Source organism: Salipiger pentaromativorans, assembly GCF_024721115.1.
Taxonomy (GTDB): domain Bacteria; phylum Pseudomonadota; class Alphaproteobacteria; order Rhodobacterales; family Rhodobacteraceae; genus Salipiger; species Salipiger pentaromativorans.
Genome location: NZ_JAMDHK010000004.1, coordinates 12,614 through 38,009 on the forward strand (window position 1 = coordinate 12,614; position 25,396 = coordinate 38,009).

Sequence of the window (25,396 nt, forward strand, 5' to 3'; positions counted from 1 at the left end):
CTGCCCGGCGGTATCAGCCGGGCAGGATCAGCGAGACCACATGCCGGCCGCCGCTGTCGCGCTGGCCGAGTTCAAGACGTCCTCCAAGGCGCTCGACGGCGCTTGCGACGATGGCGAGGCCCAGCCCGCTGCCGCTGCCCGAAGGCCCCCGCACGAAGCGTTCGACCATGTGGGCGCGCTGATCCGGGGCAATGCCCGGGCCGTCGTCCGAAATGTCGAAGCGCAGGCCATCCGGACCCCGGCGCAGGGCCACGCGGACCTGCCCGGCGCGGGGCGAGGCGTTGATGGCATTCTCGATCACGTTCCGCAGCGCTGCGCGCAGCAGGAAGGGATTTAGGGCGACGGTGCAGCGCTCGGCGGGCAGGTCACAATCCAGCGACACGGCCCGGCTGCGGGCCAGCATGTCGAGTTCGGCAACGGTTTCCGCCACCAGCGCGGGAAGATCCGTGGCGGTGTGGCTGGGGGTCTCGCGGTCGACCTCGGCCAGTTCCAGCAACTGGCGGACCAGCCGGTCGGTGCGGTCGACCGAGGTTTCGATGGCGCGCAGCGCCGCGTCGCGGGTCGCCGCGTCGGGCGCCATCCGCATCACCTGCGCCTGCGTCCGGACGCCGGCGAGCGGGGTTTTCAGCTCATGCGCGGCATAGGTGGTGAAATCGCGTTCGACGTCGCGCGCGGCGGCCACCCGGGCAAACAGCGCGTTGAGGGCCCGGCGCACCGGGCGGATCTCCTGCGGGCTCGGGCCCTCGGGCAGCGGGCTGAGATCCGAGGGGTCGCGGGCGCGCAGGGTTTCCGCCAAGCGGTCGAGCGGGGCGAGGCCGCGGGCCACGCTGATCCAGATCAGCGCGCCGAGCAGCGGCAGGATGACCGCGGCAGGCAGCAGCAGCCCTTCGATTACGTCCCTGACCAGCCGGTCGCGCACCGCAAGGCTGTCGCCCACCATGACGCGCACGCCCAGATCTGGGTTGATCACGGTGAACACCCGCCAGGGCTCGCCCGCGACAACCGAGCGGGAATAGCCTTCGGCATCGGCGGCGGTGAGCTGCTCATCGGGGGCCCCGTCCGACCGGCCGACCAGCCCGCCATCGTCGAGCGACCAGATCTGACAGGAAAGCTGGCGCGAATAGCCTTCGGCCCGGCCCATCGGGATCGGCACCGTGGCCAGGCCATCCTGGCCAAGCGCGATCCGGTGGTCCGAGATCAGCGACGAGACCATGGTTGCCGCCTCGGCCAGCCGGGCGTCGAGTACGCGCTCGACCTCGGCGCGGGTCGAGGTTTCGATCCAGACCACCGCCGAGAGCCAGACCGCGCCGGTGGCAAGGGCGAGGATCAGGAACAGGCGCAGGCGGATCGAGACGGTCATCGGGTTTCGGCCGCGACGCGGTAGCCGAGGCCGCGCACCGTTTCGACAAAGCCGCGTCCGAGCTTGCCGCGCAGCTTGTGGATATGCACCTCGACCGTGTTGCTTTCGACCTCTTCCTGCCAGCCGTAAAGCCGCTCTTCCAGCGCCGCGCGCGACAGCACGCGCCCGGGGTATTCCATCAGCGCGTGCAGAATGGCGAATTCGTGCCGCGAAAAGCTCAGCGCCGCACCGTCGCGGGTGCCGCTGAGCGTTGCCGGGTCGATGTCCAGCCCGTTCCAGCGCAGCCCGCCGCTGGCGCGGCCCTCGCGGCGGCGGAGCATGGCGCGCAGCCGCGCCGCCAACTCGTCGAGATCGAAGGGTTTGCCGAGATAGTCGTCGGCTCCGGCGTCGAGCCCACGCACCCGGTCGCGGACCTGATCGCGCGCGGTCAGCAGCAACACCGGCAGGGCCGAGCCCCCGGCACGCATTTCGGCGAGCAGATCGAGCCCGAGCCCGTCGGGCAGCATGATGTCCAGCACCATCCCCTCGAATTCCGAGGTCTCGAGCGCGGCGCGCGCGTCGGCCAGCGTGGCGACCCGGTCGGCGGTGAAGCCCGACAGGCGCAGGCCGACCGACAGCCCGTTGGCCAGAACCTCGTCATCCTCCACGATCAAAATGCGCATCTTGCCTCCTTGACGTGGCTCTTGTTTCGTAAACCTTAAGGCTGGCTTAAGCTCCACAGTCCAGCCCGCAGCCCATGACAATGACGCGAGACCTCTTCCCCCTGTTCGATCCCGCTATCCGCGTGCGAGGGCGCCCATGAACGCGGTGTCCTTCGGGCCGGTGGTGTTCGATGGCGCGCGCTTTGTCGTGGTGGTGGGGATCGGGATCTTCCTGCTGGCGGCGGAGATCGCCGACCGCTGGCTGCGGCGGCGTGGCCGTGACGTGCCGCTGTCGGCGAAGGCGGGGTTGTTGGTGCTCGTCTTTGCGGTGGCGGCGCGGGTCGCCTATGTGCTGGGCAATCTCGACAGCTATCTGGCCGCGCCGCTGGACGTGCTGCGGGTCTGGCAGGGCGGCTTTTCGGGCGGCTGGGGGCTGGCCGCGACCGCTGCCTTGGCCGCCTGGTCGGCAGTACGGACCCCGAAACTGGCGCTGCCGCTGGCATCGGTGACGGCGCTGGGCTTGGGCGCCGCGCTGGTGGCGTTTCTGGCGCTGCCGGGCCCGCGCGCGACGATGCTGCCCGAGCTGGTTCTGCGCGATCTCGATGGCACCGAGCTGGCCCTGGCGGAGCAGGGCGCGCCGCTGGTGCTGAACCTCTGGGCAAGCTGGTGCCCGCCCTGCCGCCGCGAGCTGCCGATGATGATCGAGGCTGCCGAGAGCCCCGGCGCGCCGCGTTTTGTCTTTGCGAACCAGGGGGAGGGCGCGGCGCAGGTCGCGGGTTTCCTGGCGCGGGGCGACCTGTCGGGCGCGCATATGGCGCTGGATCCGCAAAGCGCGCTGATGCAGAGGCTGGGCGCCCGAGGGCTGCCCGCAACGCTGTTCTTCGATGCGAGCGGACGGCTGGTCGCGTCTCACACCGGAGAGATTTCGCGCGCCGAATTGACCCGGCGCATGGCGGAGATCACGGAGGAAACTCCGTGACTGGCGGGGACGGGCTCCAGGTCTTTGCGCGGCTACCGGCCTGCGCATCGACGCCGCAAGATGTAGCGGGCGCCCTGGGCGCCGAAACGCAAGGAGAAAGACAATGATCCTGTCCCGCAGACGGGCGCTTGCCCTGACCGGAGCCACCGCGCTGGCCGGCGTGTTGCCGCGTGACGCGGCGGCGCAGGAGTTGACGGTCGAGGCGGTGCTGCGCGACCCCGACGCGCCGGTCCTGGGCAATCCCGACGGGGATGTGACCATCGTGGAATATTTCGATTACCAATGCCCGTTCTGCAAATCCATGCATCCGATCCTGACCGAATTGCTGGCCGAAGACGGCAATATCCGTCTCGTCCTGAAGGACTGGCCGATTTTCGGCGCTCCGTCCGTGCGCGCAAGCCAACTGGCGCTCGGGGCGCATGATCTGGGCCGGTACGAGGCCGTGACCGAGGCGCTCATGGCGACCAAGGGGCGGCTGACGCAGCGCCAGGTCGATGCGGCGGTGGGCGAGGCGCTGCCGGCGCGGGACGCGCTGCGGGCCTATCGCGGTAACCGTGCCAAATGGGACGGGCTGCTGGCGCGCAACGGGTTTCAGGCCGTGGCGCTGGGGTTCCGCGGGACCCCTGGGTTCGCCGTGAATACCACGATCTACGATGGCGCGCTCGACGCCGAGATGCTGCGGCAGGCCATCGCGGAGGCGCGGGCGGCCTGAGGCGCCGGGGCTTAAGGTTCGATTAAGCCTGATCTGTTCGACAGGCCGCGCGGCCCGGTTCCCGGCCGCGGCTGAACAAGGAGCAGACAGATGAGCGACACCTTCACCCGGCGCAGGGCTCTGGCTCTGGGCGCCGCAACGGCGGGCTCTCTGGCGGTGCCGGCGGCGGCGCGTGCCGAGGGTTTTGCCCGACACAATATCTCGAGCTTTTCGATGCAGGACTGGCGCGACCATTTCGAGACGCTGGGGGTGGCGAGCATCGTTGCCGACACCGGCTCGCGCGCGCTGCATTTCTGGAGTGGCGACGGTGCGGATTACCGCATCTACCCGACCTCGGTGCCGCTGACCGAGGAGCTGACCAAGCGCGGCTATACCCGGATCGTGCGCAAGAAGGTGGGCCCGTCCTGGACCCCGACTCCCTCGCAGCTCGAACGGTATCCGGACTGGAAGCCGATCCCTCCGGGGCCCGACAACCCGCTTGGCACCCATGCGATGTATCTGAGCTGGCCCGCCTATATCATCCACGGCACGCATGACACCCGCAAGATCGGGCGCCGCAGCTCGGATGGCTGTATCGGGCTTTACAACGAGAAGATCGCAGAGCTGTTCCAGCTCTGCCCGGTCGGCACGCAGGTGCGGGTGATCTGACCCGTTGGCCGGATCGTCGCGATGCGCCCTTGCGGGCGCGTCGCAGGGCGGTGACCTCTCCGGCAGGCTGGTTGCGGAGCGGCCCCTTGACGAAGGGGGATTCCGGCGCAACCAAATGGGCGTGACCAGCGGCCTCGCGAGGCCGCGGCGGCGTGAATGTCAGGGACAAACAGAGATGACCTATCAAGATCCGGCAGCCGAGCTGCGCAGCACCGTCGCCACGCCGTTCGAAGCCGCGCGGGCGATGCCGGTGTCCGTCTATACCAGCGATGCGTTCCTCGCGCTGGAGCAGGAGCATGTCTTTGCGAAAAGCTGGCTGTGCGCCGGGCGGGCCGATGCGCTGCGCGCGCCGGGCGATTACCTGACCATGGAGATCGCCGGCGCGCCGGTGATCGTGCTGCGCGACCGCGACGGTGTGTTGCGGGCGATGTCGAATGTCTGCCGCCACCGCATGTCGATCCTGCTGGAAGGGCGCGGAAATACCCGTACCATCACCTGCCCGTACCATGCCTGGACATACAATCTCGACGGTTCGCTGCGCGGGGCTCCCGCGATGGAGCTGAACCGGTCGTTCTGCAAGGAAGCCCTGGGCCTGCCCGCGATCCGCTGCGTGGATTGGAAGGGCTGGATCATGGTCACGCTCGACCCGGATCTGCCGGAGCCGCATGAGACGCTCAAGGAGATGGACGATCTTGTCGGCTATCTGCCGATGGAGGACTATGTGGAGGTGTTCCGGGAGGAGCATCGCTGGAACACGAACTGGAAGATCCTCGCCGAGAATTTCATGGAGAGCTATCACCTGCCCATGTGCCACGGCGGGACCATCGGCGGGGCGGTGGATCTCAGGAAGATGACCTGCCCCGAGGGTTATCCGGGCTTCAATTTCCACCACATCCTGAAAGATGACAGTATCGCGCTGTCGATCGCCCACCAGGACAACACCGCGCTGCAGGGCGAGGACCGCTACCGCACCTGGCTGCTGTCGGTCTATCCCTCGCTGCTGATCACGCTGACGCCGGGCTATTTCTGGTATCTCTGTCTCACGCCCGACGGGCCGGGGCATGTGAAGATCCTTTATGGTGGCGGGCTGCATCCGGATTTCGCCGCGGATGCCGAGGCGCCGCAGCATTTCGCGGCGCTTAAGGGGCTGCTCGATGCGGTGAACGACGAAGATCGGGGCTGCACGGAGCGGGTCTGGAAAGGCATGCAGTCGCGTCATGCGATGCCCGGGGCGCTGTCGCATCTCGAACGACCGAATTACGAGTTCGCCCGCTGGATCGCGGAGCGGATCCCGGGCTGAACACCCTGAATGCCGTGTGCGGCTGATGTGGTGCTTTTGCCCAGGGTGTTTTGGGGTGGCACCGTTTTTTGCGTATTTTCAGAAAGATGAAAGGGGGTAGGGGCACCCTCGCCCGCTGCCGCGCTTTGTGGCTGGCTGGCGAGGGGCTGTCTTGTGGAGGGCTGCCGGTCAATGGGCCCGGATCGCCGCCGAGAAATCCGCCGTATCGCCCGCGGCCTGAGCCTTGGCGGTGATGAGGGCCGCGGCGCGGCGGTCGGCCATCGTCCCGTTGCCGCCCAGAACGCCCAGAGCTTCGATATATTCGGGCAGGCGGCCCGAGAGGATCAGCCGCCGGTCGATCGGCAAATCCGCTTTCAGGACCTGGGCCAGCCCGTAGACCACCGTCGTGCAATTGGCGAGCAAGGTGTTGTAGAAGCGCGGTCGGGCCTCGAGCTGCTGGGCCAGCCCGACATAGGCCATGAACAGTGCGCGCCGCTGCGCCGCATCGAGCGTGACCGGATAGAGGCTGACCTGCTCCTTGCGGTAATTCGTGCGGAGCTTGACGATGTCCTCTTCGGTCGCGCCGATCAGCACCAGCTCGAACTGGCGGAAGAACCCGCCCAGCTCGTTGAACACCTCGTCGGCCTCGCGGCGGATCTCGACGGAAAACACCACATGCTGGCCGTCGGCAAAGCCGAAGCTGACCAGAAGATGTGCGATGTCGGGATTGTCCCAGACCGAGGTCAGCATATCCACGGTTTCCAGGTGCCGCAGATCGACGGTGCGGTCGATCCAGCGGACAGTCGCCTCGTCCCGGTCGTGCCACTGGAAGTCGCGCAGATCCGACAGGGTAACGAGATCGCCCGAGACCTCGGCCTTGACGCCGCGCGCGACGTCGATGGCCCAGTCGCGGTCTTCGGCGGGGGAGATGGTCATGTACCAGCCGCCGACAAGCAGCGCTGTGCCGGCTAGCACGGCCCAGCCCAGACGGCGGCAACGCATCCGGGCGCGGCCTGCGAGCAGCAGCGCGGCGGCGAGCAGGGTCAGGGCGGCGGGGCGGGCGAAGCCGTCGAGATGCAGCCAGATCGCCGTGGCGCTCCAGGCGGCCCCGGCGAGCGCGATGAGGGCAAAGCTCAGATGGGCGCAGAGGCGGAAAGAGCGGGTCATGACGGTCTCCTCTGGGCGGGCGGTGGGGCCGCCCGCCTGTCTCGCGGTCAGATGTCGTCGCCGGCGGCTTCGGCCAGCAGGCGCTCGGTGCGGGCATCTTCGAGCTTGTTGTAGATGCGATCCGATTCTTCCTTGTCGCGCAAGGCTTTGGTGATGGAGGCTGTGGAGTAAACCAGCATCAGCGCGGCCATGGCGTAATAGCCTTTGGCCGAGAAGCTGGCCTGGAGCGCATAGATGCCGCCCGCCATCATCAGCGCCGCAACGGCGAAGTTGAAATAGGTGAAGATCGTCCAGGCTTTGGAAACTTTCGGGGTGTATTGGGTCATGGGTCTGATGTCCTGTTGATTGGCGTGAGGGTGGGTCAGGTCTGCGGGGTTTTCAGCCGCGCCAATACGGCAGCGGCATCTGGGCGGAGCGGGGCGCCGCAGCCGGCGGCGGCGAGCCGCGCGCTGGTGGCCTCGGCGCTGGAGCTGGCGGAGAGATCGGCCATCGCGAGAGCGGTCGCTTCGGAGAGTCCCTGGCGCTCTTGCAGACGCTCCAGCGTGGCTTCGGCCTCGCGCAGACTGTTGAGTACCCCATCGGGCATGGTGCCGCGCACGCGCTGCGATTTCGCCGTGGCATCGGCGAGCTGCTTGCCGCGCTGAAGCGTGCGCAGCCGCTGTTCCGCGAGCGACAGCTCTTCGCGCAGGCGGCGGATCTCCGTGTCGTAGGTGGCGACCGCCCGTTCGGTGGTGGCGCGTTCGGCCTCGAGCTCGGCAATGGCGGCAGCGGCCTCGGTGGCGAGGTCCTCGCGGTCTTTGCGAAGCGCGTCCAGCGCGCGGGCCTCAAGGTCGGAGAGCTGCGCCGAGATGCGGCGCAGCGCCTTTTTCTCGCGGTCGCAATAGGCCATCACCACCGCGACCGAGCGTTTCGCGGCCTCGACGCCATGGGCCGCATCGCGTAGCTGCTGGCGCAGGATCGACATGGCATTGGCGTCGGTGAGGGCCTGGGCGGCATCATGGCTTTGCCCGCGGACCAGCGTGATCAGGGTCTTGAACATCGGCGCCTCCATATCTATGAACCATGTTCAGGAATATCTATGCCGCAAGTATGAACGATGTTCAAGAAATATTTTGAACGACGTTCAGAAATTTTTCGGAGGCAGAATGGCAACCACTCGCGAAGCGAAACGCGCCGATCTGAAGCGGCGTCTGGTCGATGCGGCCGAGGCGCAGATTCTGGACAGGGGGCTGGCCGGTCTGAAGGCGCGCGAGGTGACGGCGCAGGCGGGCTGTGCGCTGGGCGCGTTATACACCGCGTTCGAGGATCTCGACATGCTGGTGCTGCATGTGAACGCACGCACGCTGGCCCGGCTCGGGGCGGCGCTGCATGCGGCCTGTCCAAAGGACGGGGCGCCGGAGGACATCCTGCAGGCGCTGGCCGGGGCCTATGTGGCCTTTGCCTGCGCCAACCAGCGCCTGTGGTCGGCGCTGTTCGAGCATCGCTTGCCCGAGGGGGTGGAGATGCCCGACTGGCACCGGCAGGACCATGCGGTGCTGATCGCCGAGATCATCGCGCCGCTGGGCAGGCTGCGCCCCGATCTGGAGCCGGACGCGCTGCGGCTGCGGGCGCAGACCACCTTTGCCGCGGTGCACGGTGTGGTTCAGCTCTCGTTGCAGGGGCGCTTTGTCGGGGTGCCGCAGGCACGGCTGGCCGGCGAGGTCGCGGCGCTGGTCTCCGCGATGACGCGCGGCACGCATCTGGCGGCGCGGGACTGACCGGTCAGATCCGGCGGGCGCGCAGGGCGAGCACCTGCTTCAGCGTTTCCATCGGGGGCACGGTGCGGAAGATGTCGCCCAGCATGGCGGCATCCGCGCGCAGCCCGGCCAGACGGCTGCCGCGCTTGGCGTGTTTGAACGGGCTTTCCACACCGGGCCATCGCACGATGGCCAGGCGCAGCCCCGCGTTCAGCCAGAGCCGGTTGATGAACACCTCCAGCCCGAAGCGGGGCAGGCTGCGCAGCGTGTCGGTCTGACCGGCGAGCAGGGCGCGGGGCATCACGCGTTCGCCCGAGATATAGTCGATGCCGATCATCCGCCAGGGCAGGGGCGCGTTGCGGCGCAGGCTGATGGCGGCCTCGGCGCGGGCGTCGAGAACCGGGGCGATGAGCGCGCTCAGGTGATCGGCGTCGAGTCCCAGAAGATCGCTGTCGAGCAGCAGGATATGGGTGCCGCGGGCGGCCTCGATCCCGGTGGCCACCGCGCGGCTCTTGCCGCCGTTCCGGGGTTGGCGGATGACCCGCAGACCCGGCGCCTGCGCGGCCCGCGCCTCGGCTCGGTCGGCGGTGCCGTCGGACGACCCGTCATCGACCACGATCACCTCGCAGATCAGCGGGTGGCCAAGCACGGCGTCCAGCACAGCGCCGATGCGCGGTGCCTCGTTAAAGGCGGGGATGATGCAGGACAGGATCGGTCGGTCGGTCATTTGCGGGTCGCTCTTTTCAGCAGCCAGATGATGCCGGCCATGACCAGGACGCCCAGCAGCAGCAGCGAGATCCGCGCGATCCAGTCGTCGATCTTGCTGTAGGCCGATCCGAAGGCATAGCCGAGGGCCACGAAAAACAGGCTTTTCGGGATCGTGGCCAGGAGGTTGATCCAGAAGAAGCGCAGCATCGGCATGCGCGCCAGGCCGGCGGCCACCAGAACCGCGGCGCCGGCGGAATGGGTCAGCTTGCCGAAGACCAGCGTGCGCCCGCCGTGGCTCTGGAAATGGCCAGCGAGCTGGGCGAGACGCGCGCGGCTGAGCCCCATCCGATAGCGCCAGCGCAGGGGCAGCCGGTGCAGGCCCCAGCGGCCCAGCGCATAGAACATCAGGTCGCCGACCACATCGGCGAGGATCACCACCACGCTGACGCTCCACACATCGAGCAATCCGCGGCTCGCGAGCCAGGCGGCGATCACCGTCACGATGGGCCCCTCCAGCACCGCGATCGGTGCCAGAATGGCCAGCCCGTCCTTGGCGATCAGGGCTGCAACTGTTTCAAGTCCCAACAAGTTCTACTCCGCCGGGCCCGCCGATTCCGCAGGCGCCATCTCTGTGCCGCGCCAGGTAAAGCCGCGCCCTGTCCATGTGGCGACCCAGAGCGCCGGAAGCAAGACATCGCGCATCAGCATCGCGGCGGCATCGCGCGGCGCGGCGGGCCAGCCGGCACGCCGGGCCAGCGCCAGCTCGGCGCCGTACCAGACCGGGGGCAGCGCCAGAAGCGCGGCGGCGGGGGCCGCGCCCAGCAGGGCCAGCGCGGTCAGCGCGCCAAGCGGCACCAGCGGGCCCTGGGCGATCTCGGCGGCGAAGATCAGAGGAAACCCGTCGCGGCGCACGCGGCTCCAGCGCAATTGCCTGTCCCAGACCGCGCGCGCCTTGCGCGCACCGATGGGCTGGGCAAAGAGCTTTGGGGTCAGCCGCACGCGCAACCCCTGCTCGCGCACCAGCTTGGTCGAGGCGACATCTTCGGCAAGGTTGCGCCCCAGCGCGGCAAGACCGCCGCCGGCGTCCAGTACTTTGCGATTCCAGTAAAGCGTCTTGCCCTGAGCGAAGCCGAAACCGAGCGAATCCGCCGCGAGCTGCCAGCGCCCCTGCGAGCTGTTGAGAAAGGCGCATTCCACGGCGCCCCAGAAGTTGCCGGGCCGGATCCCGGCCGGGGGCGAGGTGACAAGCCCGGTGCCCGCCTGCCAGGTCGCAACCAGCCTGCGCAGGTAGTCCGGCGGCAAGAGCAGGTTGCTGTCGGTCATCGCAACCCATTCGCTGCGGGCCTCGCCATACCCTTTATACAGGTTGTTGAGCTTGGGGTTGCGGCTGATGGCGGTCTCACCGCAGAGCAGGCTGGCTTCCACCTCCGGATGCGCGGCGATCAGATCGCGCAGCAGCGCGACTGCGGGATCGGTTTCGGAGGGGGCGCAGAAGATCACCTCGTAGCGCGGGTAATCCTGGGTGAAGGACGAGGCCAGCGTTTCGGCATCGAACGTGTCGAGGCCGCAGACCGGGCGGATCAGCGAGATATAGGGCAGCGTGGTGTCGTCGCGCGGCGCTTCGGGGGCGGTGCGGTAGCGGCGGGCGGTCAGCCAGGCGGTGAGCAGGTGCGCGCCGAGGGTGATCGCTACGAGGCTGACGAGAACGGGGATGATCATGCGATGCCTCCGGCCAATGCGCCGCCATCGCTGGGCGCCTGTTTCGGCGGCAGCGGCCGCGCGGGGGTGCGGGCGCGTTCGGGGCTGTATTCGATCAGCCGCATCTGCCCGTTCCGGTCTTCGGCCAGCGCGGTCAGGCTGTCGATCCAGTCGCCGCAATTGGCGTAGAGAATACCGTCACGGTCGCGCAGGGCGGGTTTGTGAGAGTGACCGCAGATCACCCCTCCGGTTCCGGTGGCGCGCGCCAGCTTGATGAGGCGGGATTCGAACCGGTCGCCCATGGCCATGAGCTGATTGGCGCGGTCGATCACCCGCTGTGCCGGGCTGCGGCGGTCGTCGGAGAGCCGGCCATGGCTGCGCTGCCAGTCGTCGATCTGCCGCAACAGCGCATCCATGCGGCTGCCCAGGCGGGTCATGAAATGCCAGCGCAGGAAGCGCGGGTCGCATTGATCGCCGTGCAGCACCAGATAGCGCCGCCCGTCCGCCGCGCGGTGGACCACCACCTCGCGCAGCTCCCAGCTTTCGATCCGTGTATCGGGCGCGCGCATGACCGAATCGTGATTGCCGGGCAGATAGACGACCCGCGCCCCCGCCCTGGCGCGGTCGCGCAACTCGCTCAGCACGGCTTCGTGGTGATCGGTCCAGTGGATTCGCCCGCCATGCCAGAGATCGAAGATGTCTCCGACAAGATAGATGGTCTCGGCCTCGATCTGCCGCAGGAACTCGAGCACTTGGGCGGGACGGCTGGCGCGGGCCCCCAGATGCAGGTCGGACAGAAACAGGCTGCGGAGGGTGCGGCGGGCGTCGGTGCCGGCAGAAGAGGACGGCATTCGGGCAACTTCCTTTTTCGCTCGCCCGCCTTATGGCGGCAGGATGTATCGGGAATGTGACGCTACTCTAACGCGATACGAACCATGCAGGTTCCGACCGGAGGACGGTATGTCGCGGTCGACCTGCACGTCTGGGTTGACCTTATCCCTCCGCCCGGGCGCTGTCCAATGCTTCCCGCGACTGGAATGCTGCGCCGGCGCTCATCGGCGGATTCGCGCAACGCCCGGGCGCTCTTCGCCCGATCTTGAGGCGATGTGTGGGGCCGCGCCGCAATCGCGGCTTGCCCGCGCGGATGCGGCGCGGTTGAGTGGAAGACCGGAGGCCCGACATGTTCGACGCAAGACTTCTGCCGTTGCAACGGCGCCTGCTGCACGGGCCCGCCCGGGCGCTGCACGCAAGAGGGGTGCGGGCCGACTGGATCACGCTGGCGGGATTCGCCGTGGGGCTTTGTGCGGTCGCCGCAGCGGCGGCGGGGGCCTTCGGGCTGGCGCTGGCGGGGCTTCTGGCCAACCGTCTGGCCGACGGGCTGGATGGCGAGGTGGCGCGGCTGGCGGGGCCGACCGACCGGGGCGCCTATTTGGACATCGCACTGGATTTCCTGTTCTACGCGCTCTTTCCGCTGGGCATGGCGCTGGCCGATCCGGTCGCCAATGCGCTGCCCGCGCTGGTGCTTGTGGCGAGCTTTGTGGGCACCGGTTCGTCCTTTCTCGCCTTTGCCGTGATTGCCGAACGGCGCGGGATCCGGGCCGAGGACTATCCGACCAAGGGCATCTTTTACCTCGGTGGGCTGACGGAGGGGGCCGAGACCATCGCGCTCTTCATTGCGATGTGCCTGTTTCCCGGCGCCTTCCCGGGGCTGGCGCTGCTCTTTGCCACGGCCTGTTTCCTGACCACGCTGACCCGCTGGCTGGCCGGCTGGCGGCTGTTCGGCTGAGCGTCAGGCGCGCAGCAGGCGGGCGGGCAGACGGCGCAGGGCGTGCGCGAGGAATTCGGGATAGTCGGTCTCTCCGGCAAGCAGCGCCATATAGCGCATCCGGGCGCTCTCGGAGCCGCGCAGGACACGGGTCATCCGGGGGCCGAGCCGCTCGGAAAAGAGCAAAGGGCGCAGCATCCGCGCGAGCCGAAGGTCGCGGTGCAGCGGGCGCAGGGCCTGCCGGTAGCGGCGCAGGGCGCTGTCCGGGACACCGGCGGCCAGAGCCGCCACGATGGACTCGGCGGCAAGCCGGCCGCTATGCACGGCGTGGCCGATGCCTTCTCCGGTGATCGGATCCACCAGCCCGGCGGCGTCTCCGGTAAGCAGCACCGCGCCGCGTCCGGGGTGCGCGCGGAAGCTGCCGAAGGGCAGGAAATGGCCCTTGATGCGCAGATCCGGCGCGGCACCGATCTCGGCGAGATAGCGCGCCATCGCCGCTTTCATGCCGGGGTTGCGCGCGTGCAGCCCGCCGACCCCGATCGTGGTGCTGCCGGGTTTCGGAAAGCGCCAGCCATAGCCCCAGCGGGCGGCTCCGAAGTCGATGCGAAGCGTTGCTTCCGGGTCGGGCGGCGCCTCGGTTTCCAGGGCGAAGCCGATGGTGGCCGGATCGAAGGCGGCCCCGAAGAGCTGCCGCGCCACAGCGCTGTTCACCCCATCCGCGCCGATCAGGGCGCTGAACCCCAGGCGCGGACCGCTTGCCAAGGTGACATGCGCCGGCCCGATCTCCTGCACCCGCGTGCCGGTGAGGTCCTCTGCACCGGCCGCGCGCGCCTGCGTCAGAAGATGATGATCGAACGCATGGCGGGTGGTGAGATAGACCGGGGGGCAGCCCGAAACCGTACCGAGCTCTGCGCCGTTGCGGAAGAACGTCACGCGGTCCTGGCGTGTCAGCAGGCCGGGCGGGGGCAGGGCGCCGAGCGCCGTGAGATGGCCGAGGCAGCGGCCGGTGATCAGCCCGCCGCAGAGCTTGTCGCGGGGAAAGACAGCCTTGTCGATCAGCGCCACCCGCAGCCCGGCGCGCGCGGCAACCCGTGCCGCGGTCGCGCCGGCGGGACCGGCGCCAAGGACGATCAGGTCGAAACGGGTGGTCATCGGGGCTTGCGTCGGATCGGGCTGCGCCGAGGATGCGGCGATGATGCCGGCGCGGCAATGCGGAAAACGTATTCTGAATATTGCATTTGTATACGTAACGGCCTATTTTACCCGGCAAGACGCGGGCGAAGAGGGTTTGCTTGCGGGTATTGGACAGGAGATTGGAAATGACGCTCGATCGTGCCGTGATGGCGTTTGCAGGGGTAATGATCCTGCTGAGCGTGGCGCTGACCGTCTGGGTTTCGCCCTATTGGATCTGGTTCACGGTGTTCATCGGGGTGAACATGATCCAGTCGTCCTTTACCGGGTTCTGCCCGGCGGCGATGATCTTTCGCAAATTCGGCGTGAAGACCGGCTGCGCCTTCGAATGAGGCCATGAAAAAAGGCGCGCTCTTGCGGGCGCGCCTTGCACTGGTCTGTCCGATCCGGATCAGAGCAGTTCGATGTTCACGGCGCTTTCGCGGCCGTCACGGCCGGCTTGCAGCTCGTAGGACACTTTCTGGTTGTCCTGGAGGCCGGTGAGGCCCGAACGCTCGACGGCGGAGATGTGGACGAACACGTCCTTGGAGCCGCCCTCGGGTGCGATGAAGCCATAACCTTTGGTGGTGTTGAACCACTTCACGGTGCCAGTTGCCATGGGTAAAACCCTTTCCTGTTTCATGCTGCCCGCGGAGGTGCGGCAGCCCGGCGTTTCGTCAGTGCAGTATCGGTAGCGCTGCTGCCGGTAAGGAAGACAGGTAGGTCGATAGGCGTAACGTTAGCGCCGAAGGGTATGCCAGAGGGGCGTGATTCCAGCAAGAGAAATCGGAGGGCAGGGCTTTCGTGCCAAGTGACGGCAACGGCGCGAGAGCGCGTGATTCCGGAGGATTTCGCCGGTTGGAGAGGCGCGCTCCGAAGGCTGCCAGGATGCAGTCGTTGTCACCATTCGGCGTAGCGTCGTTGCCGCGGGGCGGGCGCTTCCGGTTCGGGCGCGTTGCGTCAGATGCCTTTGTCAAAGGCATCTGACGAGGGTGACCACCCTTTTCGGCACTCCCAGAGGACGCGCCAGCCGCATGTGGTGCAGAGCGATCCTGTGCGCGACCGACGGTATGCGATCCCGGCAGAGAGGACGGCATTTGCGCACAAGAGGGCGACCGGGTGCGGGTGGCGGAAAACCGCCCGCACTCCGTAAGCCGCCAGCTCTTATCGGGTGAATTTCTTGAACTTCACCCGCTTCGGTTCCAGCGCATCGGCGCCCAGACGGCGTTTCTTGTCTTCCTCGTAATCCTCGAAGTTGCCTTCGAACCACTCCACATGCGCCTCGCCCTCGAAGGCGAGGATATGCGTGCAGATCCGGTCGAGGAAGAAACGGTCGTGCGAGATCACCACCGCGCAGCCGGCGAAATCGACAAGCGCGTCTTCGAGGGCGCGCAGCGTTTCCACGTCGAGGTCGTTGGTCGGTTCGTCGAGCAGGATGACGTTGCCGCCGGATTTCAGCAGCCGCGCCATATGCACCCGGTTGCGTTCGCCGCCCGAAAGCAGCCCGACCTTCTTCTGCTGGTCGCCGCCCTTGAAGTTGAACGCACCGCAATAGGCGCGGCTGTTCATCTGCGCGTCGCCCAGCTGGATGATCTCCGCCCCGCCCGAGATCGCCTCCCAGACGGTGGCGTTCGCGTCCAGATCGTCGCGCGACTGATCGACATAGCTGAGCTGCACCGTGTCGCCGAGCGTGATCGCGCCCGCGTCGGGTTTTTCCTGCCCGGTCAGCATCTTGAAGAGCGTCGACTTGCCGGCGCCGTTGGGGCCGATGACACCGACAATGCCGCCCGGCGGCAGCGAGAAGCTCAGATCCTCGATCAGCTGCTTGTCGCCCATGTGCTTGGACAGGTGTTCGACCTCGATCACCTTGCCCCCCAGACGCTGGCCGTTGGGGATGATGATCTGGGCCTTGCCGATCTTCTCGCGCTCGGACTGGTCGGCGAGTTTCTCATAGGCCTGGATCCGGGCCTTGGATTTCGCCTGCCGCGCCTTGGCGCCCTGCCGCATCCATTCCAGCTCGCGCTCCAGCGTCTTCTGCTTGGCCTTGTCCTCGCGGGCTTCCTGCTCCAGCCGCTTGGCCTTCTGCCCCAGCCAGGAGGAATAATTGCCTTCGTAGGGGATGCCCCGACCGCGGTCGAGCTCCAGAATCCAGCCGGTGATGGCGTCGAGGAAATAGCGGTCGTGGGTGACGATCAGGATCGTGCCCTTGTACTCGATCAGGTGGTTTTGCAGCCAGGCGATGGTCTCTGCGTCGAGGTGGTTGGTCGGTTCGTCGAGCAGCAGCATGTCGGGCGCTTCGAGCAGCAGCTTGCAGAGCGCCACCCGGCGGCGTTCGCCGCCCGAGAGCGTGGTCACGTCGGCGTCGTCCGGCGGGCAGCGCAGTGCCTCCATGGCGACGTCGATCTGGCTGTCGAGATCCCAGAGGTTCTGCGCGTCGATCTCGTCCTGAAGCGCCGCCATCTCGTCGGCGGTCTCGTCGGAATAGTTCATCGCCAGTTCGTTGTATTTGTCGAGCTTGGCTTTCTTCTCCGCCACGCCCAGCATGACGTTCTCGCGCGCGGTGAGCTTGGGATCGAGATCGGGCTCCTGCGGCAGATAACCGACCTTGGCGCCCTCGGCGGCCCAGGCCTCGCCGGTGAAATCCTTGTCGATCCCGGCCATGATTCGCATCAGCGTCGATTTACCGGCGCCGTTGACCCCCACGACGCCGATCTTCACGCCGGGCAGAAAGCTCAGGCGGATGTTTTCAAAACACTTCTTGCCGCCGGGATAGGTCTTGGACACCCCATCCATGTGATAGACGTACTGATAGCTGGCCATGCGGTCCTCCGGCGAAATCTTCGGGGGTCTGTATCGCACCACGGCAGGGGAATGCAAAGGCCCGTCCGTGCCGGGCGCATCTCGGGGCCAGATGCCGGAAAATCCCGGAATAGGCGACGGGTTTAAGCCGATCGTAAGCCTTTGCGGTGCATGTGCAGTCTCGGAACGTCTCGGGCCCGCCGCTGGCCGAGTATGGGAGTGCCGATGTGACCCAACCGAAGCGTAAATTCCGCCGCAGCCGGTGGAAAAGGCTGAAGCTGAAGTGGAAGATGCCGGTCCTGATCGGCCTGCCGACCATTGCTCTGATGCTCGCCGTGGTCGGGGTGAGCTATTATTATGCCCGTGTCGAGATGGCGACGCAGCGCGAGGCGGCGTTTCGCAATCTGCTGAATGACCGCGAGCGGGCGCTGGAAACCTGGCTCGGTCAGACCGAGACCGATCTGCGCGACCTCGCCGGGAGCCGGGCGGTGCGCACCGCGCTGCCGCTTTTCGCGCGAAGCTGGAACCGGATCGAGGGCGATCCGGGGGCGTATCTGCGCCGCGCCTATATCGAAGAAAATCCGAATCCCGTCGGCGAAAAGGATGTGCTGCTTCAGGCCGATGACGGTTCCGTCTGGTCGCAGATCCACGCGAGCTATCACGACGGTCTGCGCAACTTTCAGCGCCAGCGGGGATATTACGATCTCTTCCTCTTCGATCTACAGGGAAACCTGGTCTATTCCGTGTTCAAGGAGCTCGATTTCGCGACCAATCTGGTGAATGGCCCCTACAAGGAGACGGGCCTTGGCGCCGCCTTCCGCGATGCGGCGCGCGCGCCGGAGGGGGGGATCGTCTTCACCGAATTCGACCGCTACGCCCCCAGCGCGGGCGCCGCGGCGAAATTTGCGGCAATGCCGGTCTTCGACGCCGAAGGCGGGCGCATCGGGGTTGTCGCGCTGCAAATTCCCATCGGGCATATCGCGCAGGCGCTGTCCGAATCGGGGCTTTTGGGGCGCACCGGGCGGGTCTATGCGGTCGACCGGCAGGGCCGCGCGCTCAGCGCGGTCTCCGGAGAGACGGAATATGCGGTGCTCGACGGGCTGCCCGCCTCGCCGCAGATCCAGGCGGCCAGTGGCGGGCGCGCGGAGGCGTTCCGCGACGTGCCGGGAATCAGTGGCAACGCGGTGGTCGCGTTTACCGATTTCACCCAATTCGCGGGAACCGACTGGGGCTTTGTCGTCGAACAGGACATGGCCGAGGCCTTTGCGCCCGAACAACATCTGCTGCTGCTGACGCTGGCGCAGATGCTTGTGGTCGGGATCCTTGTGGTGGGCCTCTCCTTCTTCGTGGCGCGGTTCCTGACAACGCGAATCTCTTTGCTGTCGGCCAGTGTCTCGATGATGTCGGACGGGGATTTCGAGACGATCGTGAACCAGACCAAGACCGGCGACGAGCTGGGCGACATCGCGCGCGCACTCGAACGGTTCAAGACCGATCTCGCCAAGGGGCAGGCGGCCGCTGCCCGGCAGGAGGCGACGCAGCGCGAACAGCGCGAGATCGTCGAGCGGCTGAGCAAGGCGCTGTCCGAACTCGCCTCTGGCAGCCTCGTCTGCCGGATCGACCAGCCGCTCGGCGAGGATTACGAGCAGCTTCGCGAGGATTTCAATGCGACGGTGGATGCGCTGAGCGGGATCATCGCGGAGCTTCGCGAGAGTGCGCATCGCATCGACGAAGACGCGCGCGGGCTCAGCGAAAACACCGATCAGCTTTCGCAGCGGACGGAAAACCAGGCGGCGACGCTGGAGGAAACCGCCGCGGCGATGGAAGAGATCACGAACAACGTGAAATTCACCTCGGACGGAGCCAATGCCATTGTGCAGGCGATCAGTTCGGCGCGCAGCGAGGCCGAGAAGGGCGAGAAGGTGCGCGGCAGCGCGGTCGCGGCGATGTCGAGCATCGAGGAATCCTCCAAGCAGATCGGCCAGATCATCCGGGTGATGGAGGATATCGCCTTTCAGACCAACCTGCTGGCGTTGAACGCCGGGGTCGAGGCGGCGCGCGCCGGCGAGGTGGGGCGCGGGTTCGCCGTTGTCGCCTCGGAAGTCCGGGCGCTGGCGCAGCGCTCTTCGGACAGCGCGGCAGAAATCCGGGATCTGATCGTAAATTCGACGGAGAGCGTGAGCAACGGGGTGAAACTGGTGTCGGAACTGGGTCGGTCGATCGAGACGATCCTGCAAGAGATCACCGATATGTCCTCTCAGATCCAGGATATCGCCACGGGGGCGTCCGAGCAGGCGACCGGTCTCGGCGAGATCAATTCCGGCATCACCATTCTCGACGAGGTGACACAGAAGAACGCGGCGATGGTCGGGGAAAGCGCCGCTGCGGGCCGCGCCCTGCTGCAGAAGGCCGGGGATCTGCGTGACCTTGTGGCGCGCTTCGATACCGGGGAGCTGCTGGCCGGCCAGCAGGTTCTGTCGCCGCATCCGGCGCCGGTTGCGCAGGGCTGGGAGCTGTCCGATCCCCTCGCCTCCGAGGGGGTGGAGGCGGAGCCTCTACCGCGTGCCCGCGTGGCGGCGTCCGGCGGCGCCAGCCCCGTCTGGGAGGACTTCTGAGGGGCGAATACACGCTGCGTCTCGTGCCCGGCGCGTCTCCGGAACCGCTCGGGGCGCGGTGGGCTGACGGTAGACAGATGTCTTTTCTGTTGAAATCCCATATGGTTCCGGTGTCTGGTGCGGATATTCCGATTGGGAAAAGGCCGGATGCTCTGGAATGCGCATGAAGCCGGGCTCCGGCTGGTGCCCGGACAAACGGTAGGTTTGCTGGGGGGGTCCTTCGATCCGCCCCATGCCGGCCATGTTCATATCACGCTCGAGGCGCTGCGCCGTTTCCGGCTGGACCGGGTGGTCTGGCTGGTCAGCCCCGGCAACCCGCTCAAGGCGCATGGACCGGCACCGCTGGACGAACGCATGGCGGCGGCGCGCGCGATCATGCGGCATCCAAGGGTGATCGTCAGCGATTTCGAGCGGCTCGCCGGAACCCGCCATACCGCCCGCACGCTCGCGGTGTTGCAGCGGGCCTATCCCGGTGTGCGCTTTGTCTGGCTCATGGGCGCGGACAATCTGGCACAGCTTCACCGCTGGGAGGACTGGCGGCAAATCATGGATCGTATGCCGGTTGGCGTGCTGGCGCGCTCCGGCAGCCGGATGGCCGCGCGCGGATCGGTTGCGGCGGAGATCTACCGGCATGCGCGGCTGTCGGCCCGGCTGGCGCCATTGCTGGCGCGGTCGCGCCCGCCGGCCTGGTGCTTTCTGAACGTGCCCATGGTCGATCTCAGTTCCACGGAGCTGCGCCGGGCGCGGCAGGGGGACGCATGAAATGTGATTGCGCCCGGTCATCCTGCCGCTTGTCGAGCCGCGCGCGCTGAGGTTAGATCATCGGCATGACGCAAGGATTTTCACGGCGAGGATTTCTGACTTCGGTCTGTGCGGCGGGCCTCTTTGCGGCGGCGCCGGCCCGGGCCAATGCGCCCTTGCGCTCGCTGCGCCCCGCCGCCCGGGGCGAGGATCTGCGCCTGCGCAGCCTCAGGACGCCGGAAGATCTGATCGCTGCGGCGCGGCTGGACGGTGAGGTCGGCTTTGCGGTGGTGACGCTGTCTTCGGGGAGGGTGCTGGAACAGCACGGCGCCGCGATCGGGCTGCCCCCGGCGAGCGTCGCCAAGGCGCTGACCGCGTCCTACGCGCTCGACACGCTGGGGCCGGGCTATCATTTCGCGACCGAGATCCTGATCACCGGCGCCATCGCCGAGGGTGTGGTCGAGGGCGATCTTGTGCTGCTGGGCGGTGGCGACCCGACGCTCGATACCGACGGGCTGGCCGAGCTGGCGGGGATGCTGCGCGAAAAGGGGGTCACCGGGGTCAAGGGCCGCTTCCTCGTCTGCGGCAGCGCGCTGCCCTACACCCGCTCGATCGACCCGGACCAGCCGGAGCATGTGGGCTACAGCCCGGCGGTGTCGGGGCTCAACCTGAATTACAACCGGGTGCATTTCGAATGGCGCCAGGGCGGCAACGGGTATCAGGTCAGCATGGACGCGCGGTCGGAGACATTGCGCCCGGCGGTGCATATGGCCCGCATGGGCGTGGTGGCGCGGGATGTGCCGGTCTACACCTACCGCGACGGTGGCGCGCGCGACGAATGGACGGTGGCGCGTGGCGCACTCGGCAAGGGGGGCGCGCGCTGGCTGCCCGTCCGCAAACCCGAGCTTTACGCCGGTGAGGTGTTCCAGGCATTGGCGGGTGGTCAGGGGATTGCGCTGCCGGCGCCGGGCGTTGTCGAGACCTGTCCCGAGGGCGAGGTCGTGGTGCGGCGCGAAAGCGCGCCGCTGCGCGTCGTTCTGCGCGACATGCTGAAATGGTCCACCAACCTGACCGCCGAGATCGTCGGTCAGACCGCGACCCGCGCGCGGCATGGCGCGGTCGGATCGCTGCGCGAATCGGCCGAGGCAATGAACCTTTGGGCGCGCGAGGCGCTTGGGCTCAGCCATGTGCATCTGGTGGATCATTCGGGGCTGGGCGATCAAAGCCGGATCTCGGCGGCGGATATGGCGCAGGCGCTGGTACAGATCCGCACGCGGCTGGGGTTGAAGCCGCTGCTGAAGAGCTTTCCGATGCGCGATGCCCAGCGGCGGATCATCAAGGATCATCCGATCCAGGTGCATGCCAAGACCGGCACATTGAACTTTGTGAGCGGTCTGGCGGGCTTTGCCGACCTGCCCGACGGAACCGAGCTGGTCTTTGCGATCTTCTGCGGCGATCTCGACCGCAGGGCGGGGCTCAGCCGCGCGGAGCGCGAACGCCCCGAAGGCGCGGTGGCCTGGAACCGCCGTGCGAAGGCGCTGCAACAGGGCCTGATCGAGCGCTGGGCGGTGCTTTCGGGAAGCTGAGCGCGGCGCGCTCAGTTCTCGATCACCACGCGCATGTTGGCTTTGCCCACGGTCTCAACGAGGCTGAAGAGCCGTGCCGCGTGATCGGGGTGCAGGCGCACGCAGCCTGCCGAGGCCGGACGGCCCAGCCGGCTGATCTGGTTGGTGCCGTGGATCGCGTAATTGCCCCGGAAGAAGATCGAATAGGGCATGGGCGCGTTATTGTAGAGGCTCGACTTGTGATAGCGCGACAGGAACTGCGGAGAGAAGGTGCCGCGCGGAGTCCATTTGCCCTCGCGGGCAGTGGAGACGGGCCAGGTATAGGCGACCTTGCCGTTGTGAATGACGGTCATGGTCTGGCTGGAAATATCGACCTTGGCGACAAGCGGAGCGGCGGCCCCGATGATCGGCAGCAGGCAGAGAACGAGCGCGCCAATGAGCGTGAAGGCGAAGCGGTTCATGAAATCATCCCCCAATAGAGTAACGTTCGGAAATATCGGCTTAAAAATGCCAAGATTATGTTTAGAGCAGATTCGGGCATGTCGCAAAGTCAGAAAATCCTGACCCTGCGGTTTTCCGGCGCCGCGGCCGGAAGTGGGAGTGGTTTTGAGGCGCCGGAGGGGGAGCCGGCGGTTTTGCGGACCGGTCAGGCCGAAAGATGACGGGCCCGCGCACCGCGCTCGATGGCGGCGGCGTGCAGGCGGTCGATGTCCAGCTCGTAGCGGATCTCTTCCAGCAGCCGCAGCTCTTCCTCGCGCAGCGTGCCGTCGGCGGCGGCCACATCGCAGGCCAGCGCATAGGCGGTCTCGAACAGCCGCTCGGGCAGGTTGTCGCGGATCAGCCCGAAAAGCGCGTCGAGCCCGTCTTCCTGCTCGAAGAGCTCGAACACGAGTTCCGACATCGTGCGGATGCGGTCGATGTCGTAATCGGCGAAGATCGGCAGCATGTTCACCGAGGATTCGATCTTGACCAGCTCGGCGGTGCGCAGGTTCTGGTCGGAGGCGGAGACGGCGATCATGAGCGCCACAAGGCAGTCTTGCGCAGTCAGCGGGTGCGGGGCGGCTTCGGTCACGGCTACTCTTTCTTTGCGTGTCTGCTGGCGGGCAATTTATTGACCCTGCACCCCGTCTGCAATAGGACGCGGGCGCATCTGCCCCTGCTGTGAAGGGGTGTTATCCCATGGAGTGTTTCGGATGTCCGATCTGCGCGAAGCTGCGATGAGCTCGAAGGCCTGGCCCTTTGAAGAGGCGCGCCGCGTCCTGAAACGCTATGAGAAGAAGCCGCCCGAAAAGGGCTATGTGCTGTTCGAGACCGGCTATGGCCCCTCGGGTCTGCCGCATATCGGCACTTTCGGCGAGGTCGCGCGCACCACGATGATCCGCCGCGCCTTTGAGCTGATTTCGGATATTCCGACGCGGCTCATCTGTTTCTCGGACGATATGGACGGGATGCGCAAGGTGCCGGAGAACGTGCCGAACCAGAACCTTCTGCAGGCCAATCTGCAAAAGCCGCTGACCAGCGTGCCGGACCCGTTCGAGGAGTTTGAGAGTTTCGGGCATCACAACAACGCCATGCTGCGGCGGTTTCTCGATACCTTCGGGTTCGAGTATGAATTCTATTCGGCCACCGAGTTCTACAAGACCGGCCAGTTCGACGAGATCCTGCGGCGCTGCGCCGAGAAATACGACGATCTCATGGCGATCATGCTGAAATCGCTGCGGGAAGAGCGTCAGCAGACCTATTCGATCTTCCTGCCGATCCACCCGGAAACGGGCCGGGTGCTTTATGTGCCGATGAAGAATGTGGATGCCGCCGAAGGCACGATCACCTTCGACGATGACGACGGCAAGGAATGGACCCTGCCGGTCACCGGCGGCAATGTGAAGCTGCAGTGGAAGCCCGATTTCGGTGCGCGCTGGGCGGCGCTGGGCGTCGATTTCGAGATGTACGGCAAGGACCACTCGACCAACACGCCGATCTATGACGGCATCTGCCGGACGCTGGGCGTGCGCCCGCCCGAGCATTTCACCTATGAGCTGTTCCTTGACGATCAGGGGCAGAAGATCTCGAAATCCAAGGGCAACGGGCTGTCGATCGACGAATGGCTGACCTATGCGGCCTCGGAATCGCTGAGCTATTTCATGTATCAGAAGCCGAAGACGGCCAAGCGGCTGTGGTGGGATGTGATCCCCAAGGCGGTGGACGAGTATCACCAACAGCTGCGTGCCTATCCGGGGCAGGATGCCAAGGGGCAGCTGAACAACCCGGTGTGGCATATCCACGGCGGTGACGTGCCCGAGTCGAAGATGGTGGTGCCGTTCTCGATGCTGCTCAACCTCGCCTCGGCGGCGGGGGCCGAGGACAAGGACGCGATGTGGGGGTTCATCCGCCGCTACGCGCCCGAGGCGAGCCCCGAGAGCCATCCCGACATGGATCAGGCCGCGGGCTTTGCGGTGCGCTATTACAATGATTTCGTGAAGCCGACGAAATCCTTCCGGGCGCCGGACGCGCAGGAGCGCGCGGCGATGGAGGATCTTGCGCAGCGGCTGCGGGACTACGATGGCGCGGTCGAGGACGAGGCGCTTCAGACCCTCGTCTTCGCGGTGGGCAAGGAGCACGGGTTCGAGAACCTGCGCGACTGGTTCAAGGCGCTTTACGAGGTGCTTCTCGGGCAAAGCCAGGGGCCGCGCTTTGGCGGCTTCGTCGCGCTTTACGGCGTGGCCGAGACGGTCGCGCTGATCGAACAGGGCCTGGCTGGCGCGCTGGGCTGAGCCATCCGGCGGCTGACGGCCCCCGCAGGGGCCGTCAGACCTGCGCTGTGCAGGGGGCCGCAACGCGGGTCTTGTCTGCGGGGCTGCCCCGAGATCGGGTCAGTGCCGTTTCGCCCAATGCTTCCAATGCTTTGACCAGTCGTTCGGAAGCGCATCGGGGCCGCCGGCGAACAGCGGGGCGGCGAGCGTCCGGCTTTCATAGGCGAGGGTATCGCGCCGGGCCAGCGCGCGCAGGCGCAGATCCTCTGCGGTTTCCGGAAGCTCCGCACGGTCGAGATGTCCGAGGAAAACGGACAGATCCTGATAATCGCCGAGCAGCTCCGACAAGGTCTTGACCGTCTCGCGGTGGGCGCGGATCGGGCCGGGCCAGAACCCTTGCAGAAGGCGGCTGTGATACCAGTGATCCTTGATCCGTTTGCGCCAGTCGTGAAACGCCTCCGCATCGGCGCCCCGGCGGGCGGCCTCCATATCCGCGGCGGCACGATGCCAGGTCTTTGACAGGCCGGTCCGCAGCACCGTGCCGGGATCGCCCGCCACCTTCCAGTCGCGGCTGCGTTTGCGGATCGTCTTGAATGCCTTGCGCTGACGGACCAGCGCGGCGCCGATCTCGTCCGGGGTCAGCGCGGCGCCCGTTTCCCCGGTCAGCGCCTGCCGAAGCGGCGCGTAGGGCGCGGGATCGCTCCCCTCGAGCAGCGCATCGAAGGTCTTGAGCAGGACGCCGGCGTCGCGCAGGGACGAGGACATGCGCGCGGCGTCGCGCGCGGCGGCATTCTCTTCGGCGTAGTCCGCAAAGCCCGACCGCATCAGCCGGTAGAGGCCGCGCAGCTTTTTGCAGTGTTTGCGGATGTTGTGGATCGCCTCGTCGGCTTCGGCCACGGGGCGCTTTGTCTCGGCAATGGCGGCGCCGAGTTGCTCCTCCGCGATCCGGCGCAGGGCGGCGGTCAGCGAGCGATCGGATGTCTGGATCCGGTAGGCCATGATGCACTCCGGCTGTTGCGTGAACGCGTTGAGGACCGTCACGGTGGTCCCAGAGCCTCTTAAC

At 66.9% G+C, this 25,396-nt stretch carries 26 protein-coding genes; 11 read left to right on the forward strand and 15 right to left on the reverse strand.

Features of this window, described 5'->3' with window-relative positions; all coding sequences use genetic code 11:
• Positions 1 to 13: 13 nt before the first annotated feature.
• Positions 14 to 1,360 (reverse strand): ATP-binding protein, encoded by a 1,347-nt coding sequence (locus tag M4578_RS08305; protein WP_258092982.1) that lies wholly within the window; start codon positions 1,358 to 1,360, stop codon positions 14 to 16.
• A complete protein-coding gene (locus M4578_RS08310; RefSeq protein ID WP_258092983.1) occupies positions 1,357 to 2,022 on the reverse strand; it encodes a response regulator in 666 nt (221 codons plus the stop codon). Before M4578_RS08310 ends, M4578_RS08305 begins: the two co-directional genes overlap by 4 nt.
• Before the next feature lie 136 nt (positions 2,023 to 2,158).
• Between M4578_RS08310 and M4578_RS08315 the strand changes: the two genes are divergently transcribed.
• The 4 genes from M4578_RS08315 to M4578_RS08330 all read left to right on the forward strand — a co-directional run bounded on the left by M4578_RS08315 (position 2,159) and on the right by M4578_RS08330 (position 5,640).
• A complete protein-coding gene (locus tag M4578_RS08315; protein ID WP_258092984.1) occupies positions 2,159 to 2,980 on the forward strand; it encodes a TlpA disulfide reductase family protein in 822 nt (273 codons plus the stop codon).
• 103 nt (positions 2,981 to 3,083) lie between these two features.
• Positions 3,084 to 3,692, forward strand: coding sequence for a DsbA family protein (locus tag M4578_RS08320; RefSeq protein WP_258092985.1), 609 nt, complete (start codon positions 3,084 to 3,086; stop codon positions 3,690 to 3,692).
• 90 nt (positions 3,693 to 3,782) lie between these two features.
• Complete coding sequence (locus tag M4578_RS08325; protein WP_258092986.1) at positions 3,783 to 4,340, forward strand: L,D-transpeptidase; 558 nt, start codon at positions 3,783 to 3,785, stop codon at positions 4,338 to 4,340.
• A gap of 175 nt (positions 4,341 to 4,515) precedes the next feature.
• Positions 4,516 to 5,640, forward strand: coding sequence for an aromatic ring-hydroxylating oxygenase subunit alpha (locus M4578_RS08330; protein WP_258092987.1), 1,125 nt, complete (start codon positions 4,516 to 4,518; stop codon positions 5,638 to 5,640).
• A 168-nt stretch (positions 5,641 to 5,808) separates the two neighbouring features.
• Here the strand turns inward: M4578_RS08330 and M4578_RS08335 are convergent, their stop codons facing one another.
• Genes M4578_RS08335 through M4578_RS08345 form a run of 3 tightly spaced genes read right to left on the reverse strand, consistent with a single transcriptional unit; the run spans position 5,809 to position 7,825 of the window.
• Complete coding sequence (locus tag M4578_RS08335; protein ID WP_258092988.1) at positions 5,809 to 6,786, reverse strand: Lnb N-terminal periplasmic domain-containing protein; 978 nt, start codon at positions 6,784 to 6,786, stop codon at positions 5,809 to 5,811.
• A 47-nt stretch (positions 6,787 to 6,833) separates the two neighbouring features.
• Positions 6,834 to 7,112 (reverse strand): YiaA/YiaB family inner membrane protein, encoded by a 279-nt coding sequence (locus M4578_RS08340; protein ID WP_258092989.1) that lies wholly within the window; start codon positions 7,110 to 7,112, stop codon positions 6,834 to 6,836.
• Positions 7,113 to 7,147: 35 nt separating this feature from the next.
• Entirely contained in the window at positions 7,148 to 7,825 is a 678-nt protein-coding gene (locus tag M4578_RS08345; RefSeq protein ID WP_258092990.1) for a PspA/IM30 family protein, read from the reverse strand.
• A 106-nt stretch (positions 7,826 to 7,931) separates the two neighbouring features.
• On the opposite strand from M4578_RS08345, the gene M4578_RS08350 reads away from it, so the two are divergent.
• Entirely contained in the window at positions 7,932 to 8,543 is a 612-nt protein-coding gene (locus tag M4578_RS08350) for a TetR/AcrR family transcriptional regulator (RefSeq protein WP_258092991.1), read from the forward strand.
• 4 nt (positions 8,544 to 8,547) lie between these two features.
• On the opposite strand, the gene M4578_RS08355 is transcribed toward M4578_RS08350, so the two are convergent.
• Genes M4578_RS08355 through M4578_RS08370 form a run of 4 tightly spaced genes read right to left on the reverse strand, consistent with a single transcriptional unit; the run spans position 8,548 to position 11,779 of the window.
• Positions 8,548 to 9,249: a glycosyltransferase family 2 protein gene (locus M4578_RS08355; RefSeq protein WP_258092992.1), complete on the reverse strand. Its 702-nt coding sequence runs from the start codon at positions 9,247 to 9,249 to the stop codon at positions 8,548 to 8,550.
• On the reverse strand, positions 9,246 to 9,818 hold the full coding sequence (locus M4578_RS08360) for a DedA family protein (RefSeq protein ID WP_258092993.1): 573 nt from the start codon (positions 9,816 to 9,818) through the stop codon (positions 9,246 to 9,248). Before M4578_RS08360 ends, M4578_RS08355 begins: the two co-directional genes overlap by 4 nt.
• Before the next feature lie 3 nt (positions 9,819 to 9,821).
• The gene (locus M4578_RS08365; protein WP_258092994.1) at positions 9,822 to 10,949 is read right to left on the reverse strand and encodes a ceramide glucosyltransferase; all 1,128 of its coding nucleotides are present in this window, start codon (positions 10,947 to 10,949) and stop codon (positions 9,822 to 9,824) included.
• Positions 10,946 to 11,779, reverse strand: a complete 834-nt coding sequence (locus tag M4578_RS08370; protein WP_258092995.1) for a UDP-2,3-diacylglucosamine diphosphatase — start codon at positions 11,777 to 11,779, stop codon at positions 10,946 to 10,948. The genes M4578_RS08365 and M4578_RS08370 overlap by 4 nt, the downstream gene beginning before the upstream one ends.
• A 329-nt stretch (positions 11,780 to 12,108) precedes the next feature.
• Here M4578_RS08370 and M4578_RS08375 point away from each other — a divergent pair, with 329 nt between their 5' ends.
• Positions 12,109 to 12,714, forward strand: a complete 606-nt coding sequence (locus M4578_RS08375; protein ID WP_258092996.1) for a CDP-alcohol phosphatidyltransferase family protein — start codon at positions 12,109 to 12,111, stop codon at positions 12,712 to 12,714.
• 3 nt (positions 12,715 to 12,717) lie between these two features.
• Here the strand turns inward: M4578_RS08375 and M4578_RS08380 are convergent, their stop codons facing one another.
• The gene (locus tag M4578_RS08380) at positions 12,718 to 13,845 is read right to left on the reverse strand and encodes an NAD(P)/FAD-dependent oxidoreductase (RefSeq protein WP_258092997.1); all 1,128 of its coding nucleotides are present in this window, start codon (positions 13,843 to 13,845) and stop codon (positions 12,718 to 12,720) included.
• A gap of 167 nt (positions 13,846 to 14,012) precedes the next feature.
• On the opposite strand from M4578_RS08380, the gene M4578_RS08385 reads away from it, so the two are divergent.
• Positions 14,013 to 14,216, forward strand: a complete 204-nt coding sequence (locus tag M4578_RS08385) for a YgaP family membrane protein (protein WP_258092998.1) — start codon at positions 14,013 to 14,015, stop codon at positions 14,214 to 14,216.
• Between the two features lie 59 nt (positions 14,217 to 14,275).
• Here M4578_RS08385 and M4578_RS08390 read toward each other — a convergent pair whose 3' ends face one another.
• Complete coding sequence (locus M4578_RS08390) at positions 14,276 to 14,482, reverse strand: cold-shock protein (RefSeq protein ID WP_076697089.1); 207 nt, start codon at positions 14,480 to 14,482, stop codon at positions 14,276 to 14,278.
• 545 nt (positions 14,483 to 15,027) lie between these two features.
• Positions 15,028 to 16,683, reverse strand: a complete 1,656-nt coding sequence (gene ettA, locus M4578_RS08395) for an energy-dependent translational throttle protein EttA (RefSeq protein WP_258092999.1) — start codon at positions 16,681 to 16,683, stop codon at positions 15,028 to 15,030.
• 206 nt (positions 16,684 to 16,889) lie between these two features.
• On the opposite strand from ettA, the gene M4578_RS08400 reads away from it, so the two are divergent.
• The 3 genes from M4578_RS08400 to dacB all read left to right on the forward strand — a co-directional run bounded on the left by M4578_RS08400 (position 16,890) and on the right by dacB (position 21,604).
• The gene (locus M4578_RS08400; RefSeq protein WP_258093000.1) at positions 16,890 to 19,277 is read left to right on the forward strand and encodes a methyl-accepting chemotaxis protein; all 2,388 of its coding nucleotides are present in this window, start codon (positions 16,890 to 16,892) and stop codon (positions 19,275 to 19,277) included.
• A gap of 147 nt (positions 19,278 to 19,424) precedes the next feature.
• On the forward strand, positions 19,425 to 20,039 hold the full coding sequence (locus M4578_RS08405; RefSeq protein WP_258093001.1) for a nicotinate-nucleotide adenylyltransferase: 615 nt from the start codon (positions 19,425 to 19,427) through the stop codon (positions 20,037 to 20,039).
• Positions 20,040 to 20,104: 65 nt separating this feature from the next.
• Complete coding sequence (gene dacB / locus M4578_RS08410) at positions 20,105 to 21,604, forward strand: D-alanyl-D-alanine carboxypeptidase/D-alanyl-D-alanine endopeptidase (RefSeq protein WP_258093002.1); 1,500 nt, start codon at positions 20,105 to 20,107, stop codon at positions 21,602 to 21,604.
• A gap of 11 nt (positions 21,605 to 21,615) precedes the next feature.
• Here the strand turns inward: dacB and M4578_RS08415 are convergent, their stop codons facing one another.
• A complete protein-coding gene (locus tag M4578_RS08415; protein ID WP_258093003.1) occupies positions 21,616 to 22,044 on the reverse strand; it encodes a L,D-transpeptidase in 429 nt (142 codons plus the stop codon).
• 185 nt (positions 22,045 to 22,229) lie between these two features.
• Positions 22,230 to 22,655 (reverse strand): tellurite resistance TerB family protein, encoded by a 426-nt coding sequence (locus M4578_RS08420; RefSeq protein WP_258093004.1) that lies wholly within the window; start codon positions 22,653 to 22,655, stop codon positions 22,230 to 22,232.
• 121 nt (positions 22,656 to 22,776) lie between these two features.
• Between M4578_RS08420 and M4578_RS08425 the strand changes: the two genes are divergently transcribed.
• A complete protein-coding gene (locus M4578_RS08425) occupies positions 22,777 to 24,354 on the forward strand; it encodes a lysine--tRNA ligase (RefSeq protein ID WP_258093005.1) in 1,578 nt (525 codons plus the stop codon).
• A gap of 99 nt (positions 24,355 to 24,453) precedes the next feature.
• On the opposite strand, the gene M4578_RS08430 is transcribed toward M4578_RS08425, so the two are convergent.
• Positions 24,454 to 25,332, reverse strand: coding sequence for a CHAD domain-containing protein (locus M4578_RS08430; protein ID WP_258093006.1), 879 nt, complete (start codon positions 25,330 to 25,332; stop codon positions 24,454 to 24,456).
• Positions 25,333 to 25,396: the final 64 nt, after the last annotated feature.

Coding starts and splice junctions, on each gene's coding strand:
- M4578_RS08305 (WP_258092982.1), bottom strand. CDS start 1,360: ATGACCGTCTCGATCCGCCTGCGCCTGTTCCTGATCCTCGCCCTTGCC.
- M4578_RS08310 (WP_258092983.1), bottom strand. CDS start 2,022: ATGCGCATTTTGATCGTGGAGGATGACGAGGTTCTGGCCAACGGGCTG.
- M4578_RS08315 (WP_258092984.1), top strand. CDS start 2,159: ATGAACGCGGTGTCCTTCGGGCCGGTGGTGTTCGATGGCGCGCGCTTT.
- M4578_RS08320 (WP_258092985.1), top strand. CDS start 3,084: ATGATCCTGTCCCGCAGACGGGCGCTTGCCCTGACCGGAGCCACCGCG.
- M4578_RS08325 (WP_258092986.1), top strand. CDS start 3,783: ATGAGCGACACCTTCACCCGGCGCAGGGCTCTGGCTCTGGGCGCCGCA.
- M4578_RS08330 (WP_258092987.1), top strand. CDS start 4,516: ATGACCTATCAAGATCCGGCAGCCGAGCTGCGCAGCACCGTCGCCACG.
- M4578_RS08335 (WP_258092988.1), bottom strand. CDS start 6,786: ATGACCCGCTCTTTCCGCCTCTGCGCCCATCTGAGCTTTGCCCTCATC.
- M4578_RS08340 (WP_258092989.1), bottom strand. CDS start 7,112: ATGACCCAATACACCCCGAAAGTTTCCAAAGCCTGGACGATCTTCACC.
- M4578_RS08345 (WP_258092990.1), bottom strand. CDS start 7,825: ATGTTCAAGACCCTGATCACGCTGGTCCGCGGGCAAAGCCATGATGCC.
- M4578_RS08350 (WP_258092991.1), top strand. CDS start 7,932: ATGGCAACCACTCGCGAAGCGAAACGCGCCGATCTGAAGCGGCGTCTG.
- M4578_RS08355 (WP_258092992.1), bottom strand. CDS start 9,249: ATGACCGACCGACCGATCCTGTCCTGCATCATCCCCGCCTTTAACGAG.
- M4578_RS08365 (WP_258092994.1), bottom strand. CDS start 10,949: ATGATCATCCCCGTTCTCGTCAGCCTCGTAGCGATCACCCTCGGCGCG.
- M4578_RS08370 (WP_258092995.1), bottom strand. CDS start 11,779: ATGCCGTCCTCTTCTGCCGGCACCGACGCCCGCCGCACCCTCCGCAGC.
- M4578_RS08375 (WP_258092996.1), top strand. CDS start 12,109: ATGTTCGACGCAAGACTTCTGCCGTTGCAACGGCGCCTGCTGCACGGG.
- M4578_RS08380 (WP_258092997.1), bottom strand. CDS start 13,845: ATGACCACCCGTTTCGACCTGATCGTCCTTGGCGCCGGTCCCGCCGGC.
- M4578_RS08385 (WP_258092998.1), top strand. CDS start 14,013: ATGACGCTCGATCGTGCCGTGATGGCGTTTGCAGGGGTAATGATCCTG.
- M4578_RS08390 (WP_076697089.1), bottom strand. CDS start 14,482: ATGGCAACTGGCACCGTGAAGTGGTTCAACACCACCAAAGGTTATGGC.
- ettA (WP_258092999.1), bottom strand. CDS start 16,683: ATGGCCAGCTATCAGTACGTCTATCACATGGATGGGGTGTCCAAGACC.
- M4578_RS08405 (WP_258093001.1), top strand. CDS start 19,425: ATGCTCTGGAATGCGCATGAAGCCGGGCTCCGGCTGGTGCCCGGACAA.
- dacB (WP_258093002.1), top strand. CDS start 20,105: ATGACGCAAGGATTTTCACGGCGAGGATTTCTGACTTCGGTCTGTGCG.
- M4578_RS08415 (WP_258093003.1), bottom strand. CDS start 22,044: ATGAACCGCTTCGCCTTCACGCTCATTGGCGCGCTCGTTCTCTGCCTG.
- M4578_RS08425 (WP_258093005.1), top strand. CDS start 22,777: ATGTCCGATCTGCGCGAAGCTGCGATGAGCTCGAAGGCCTGGCCCTTT.
- M4578_RS08430 (WP_258093006.1), bottom strand. CDS start 25,332: ATGGCCTACCGGATCCAGACATCCGATCGCTCGCTGACCGCCGCCCTG.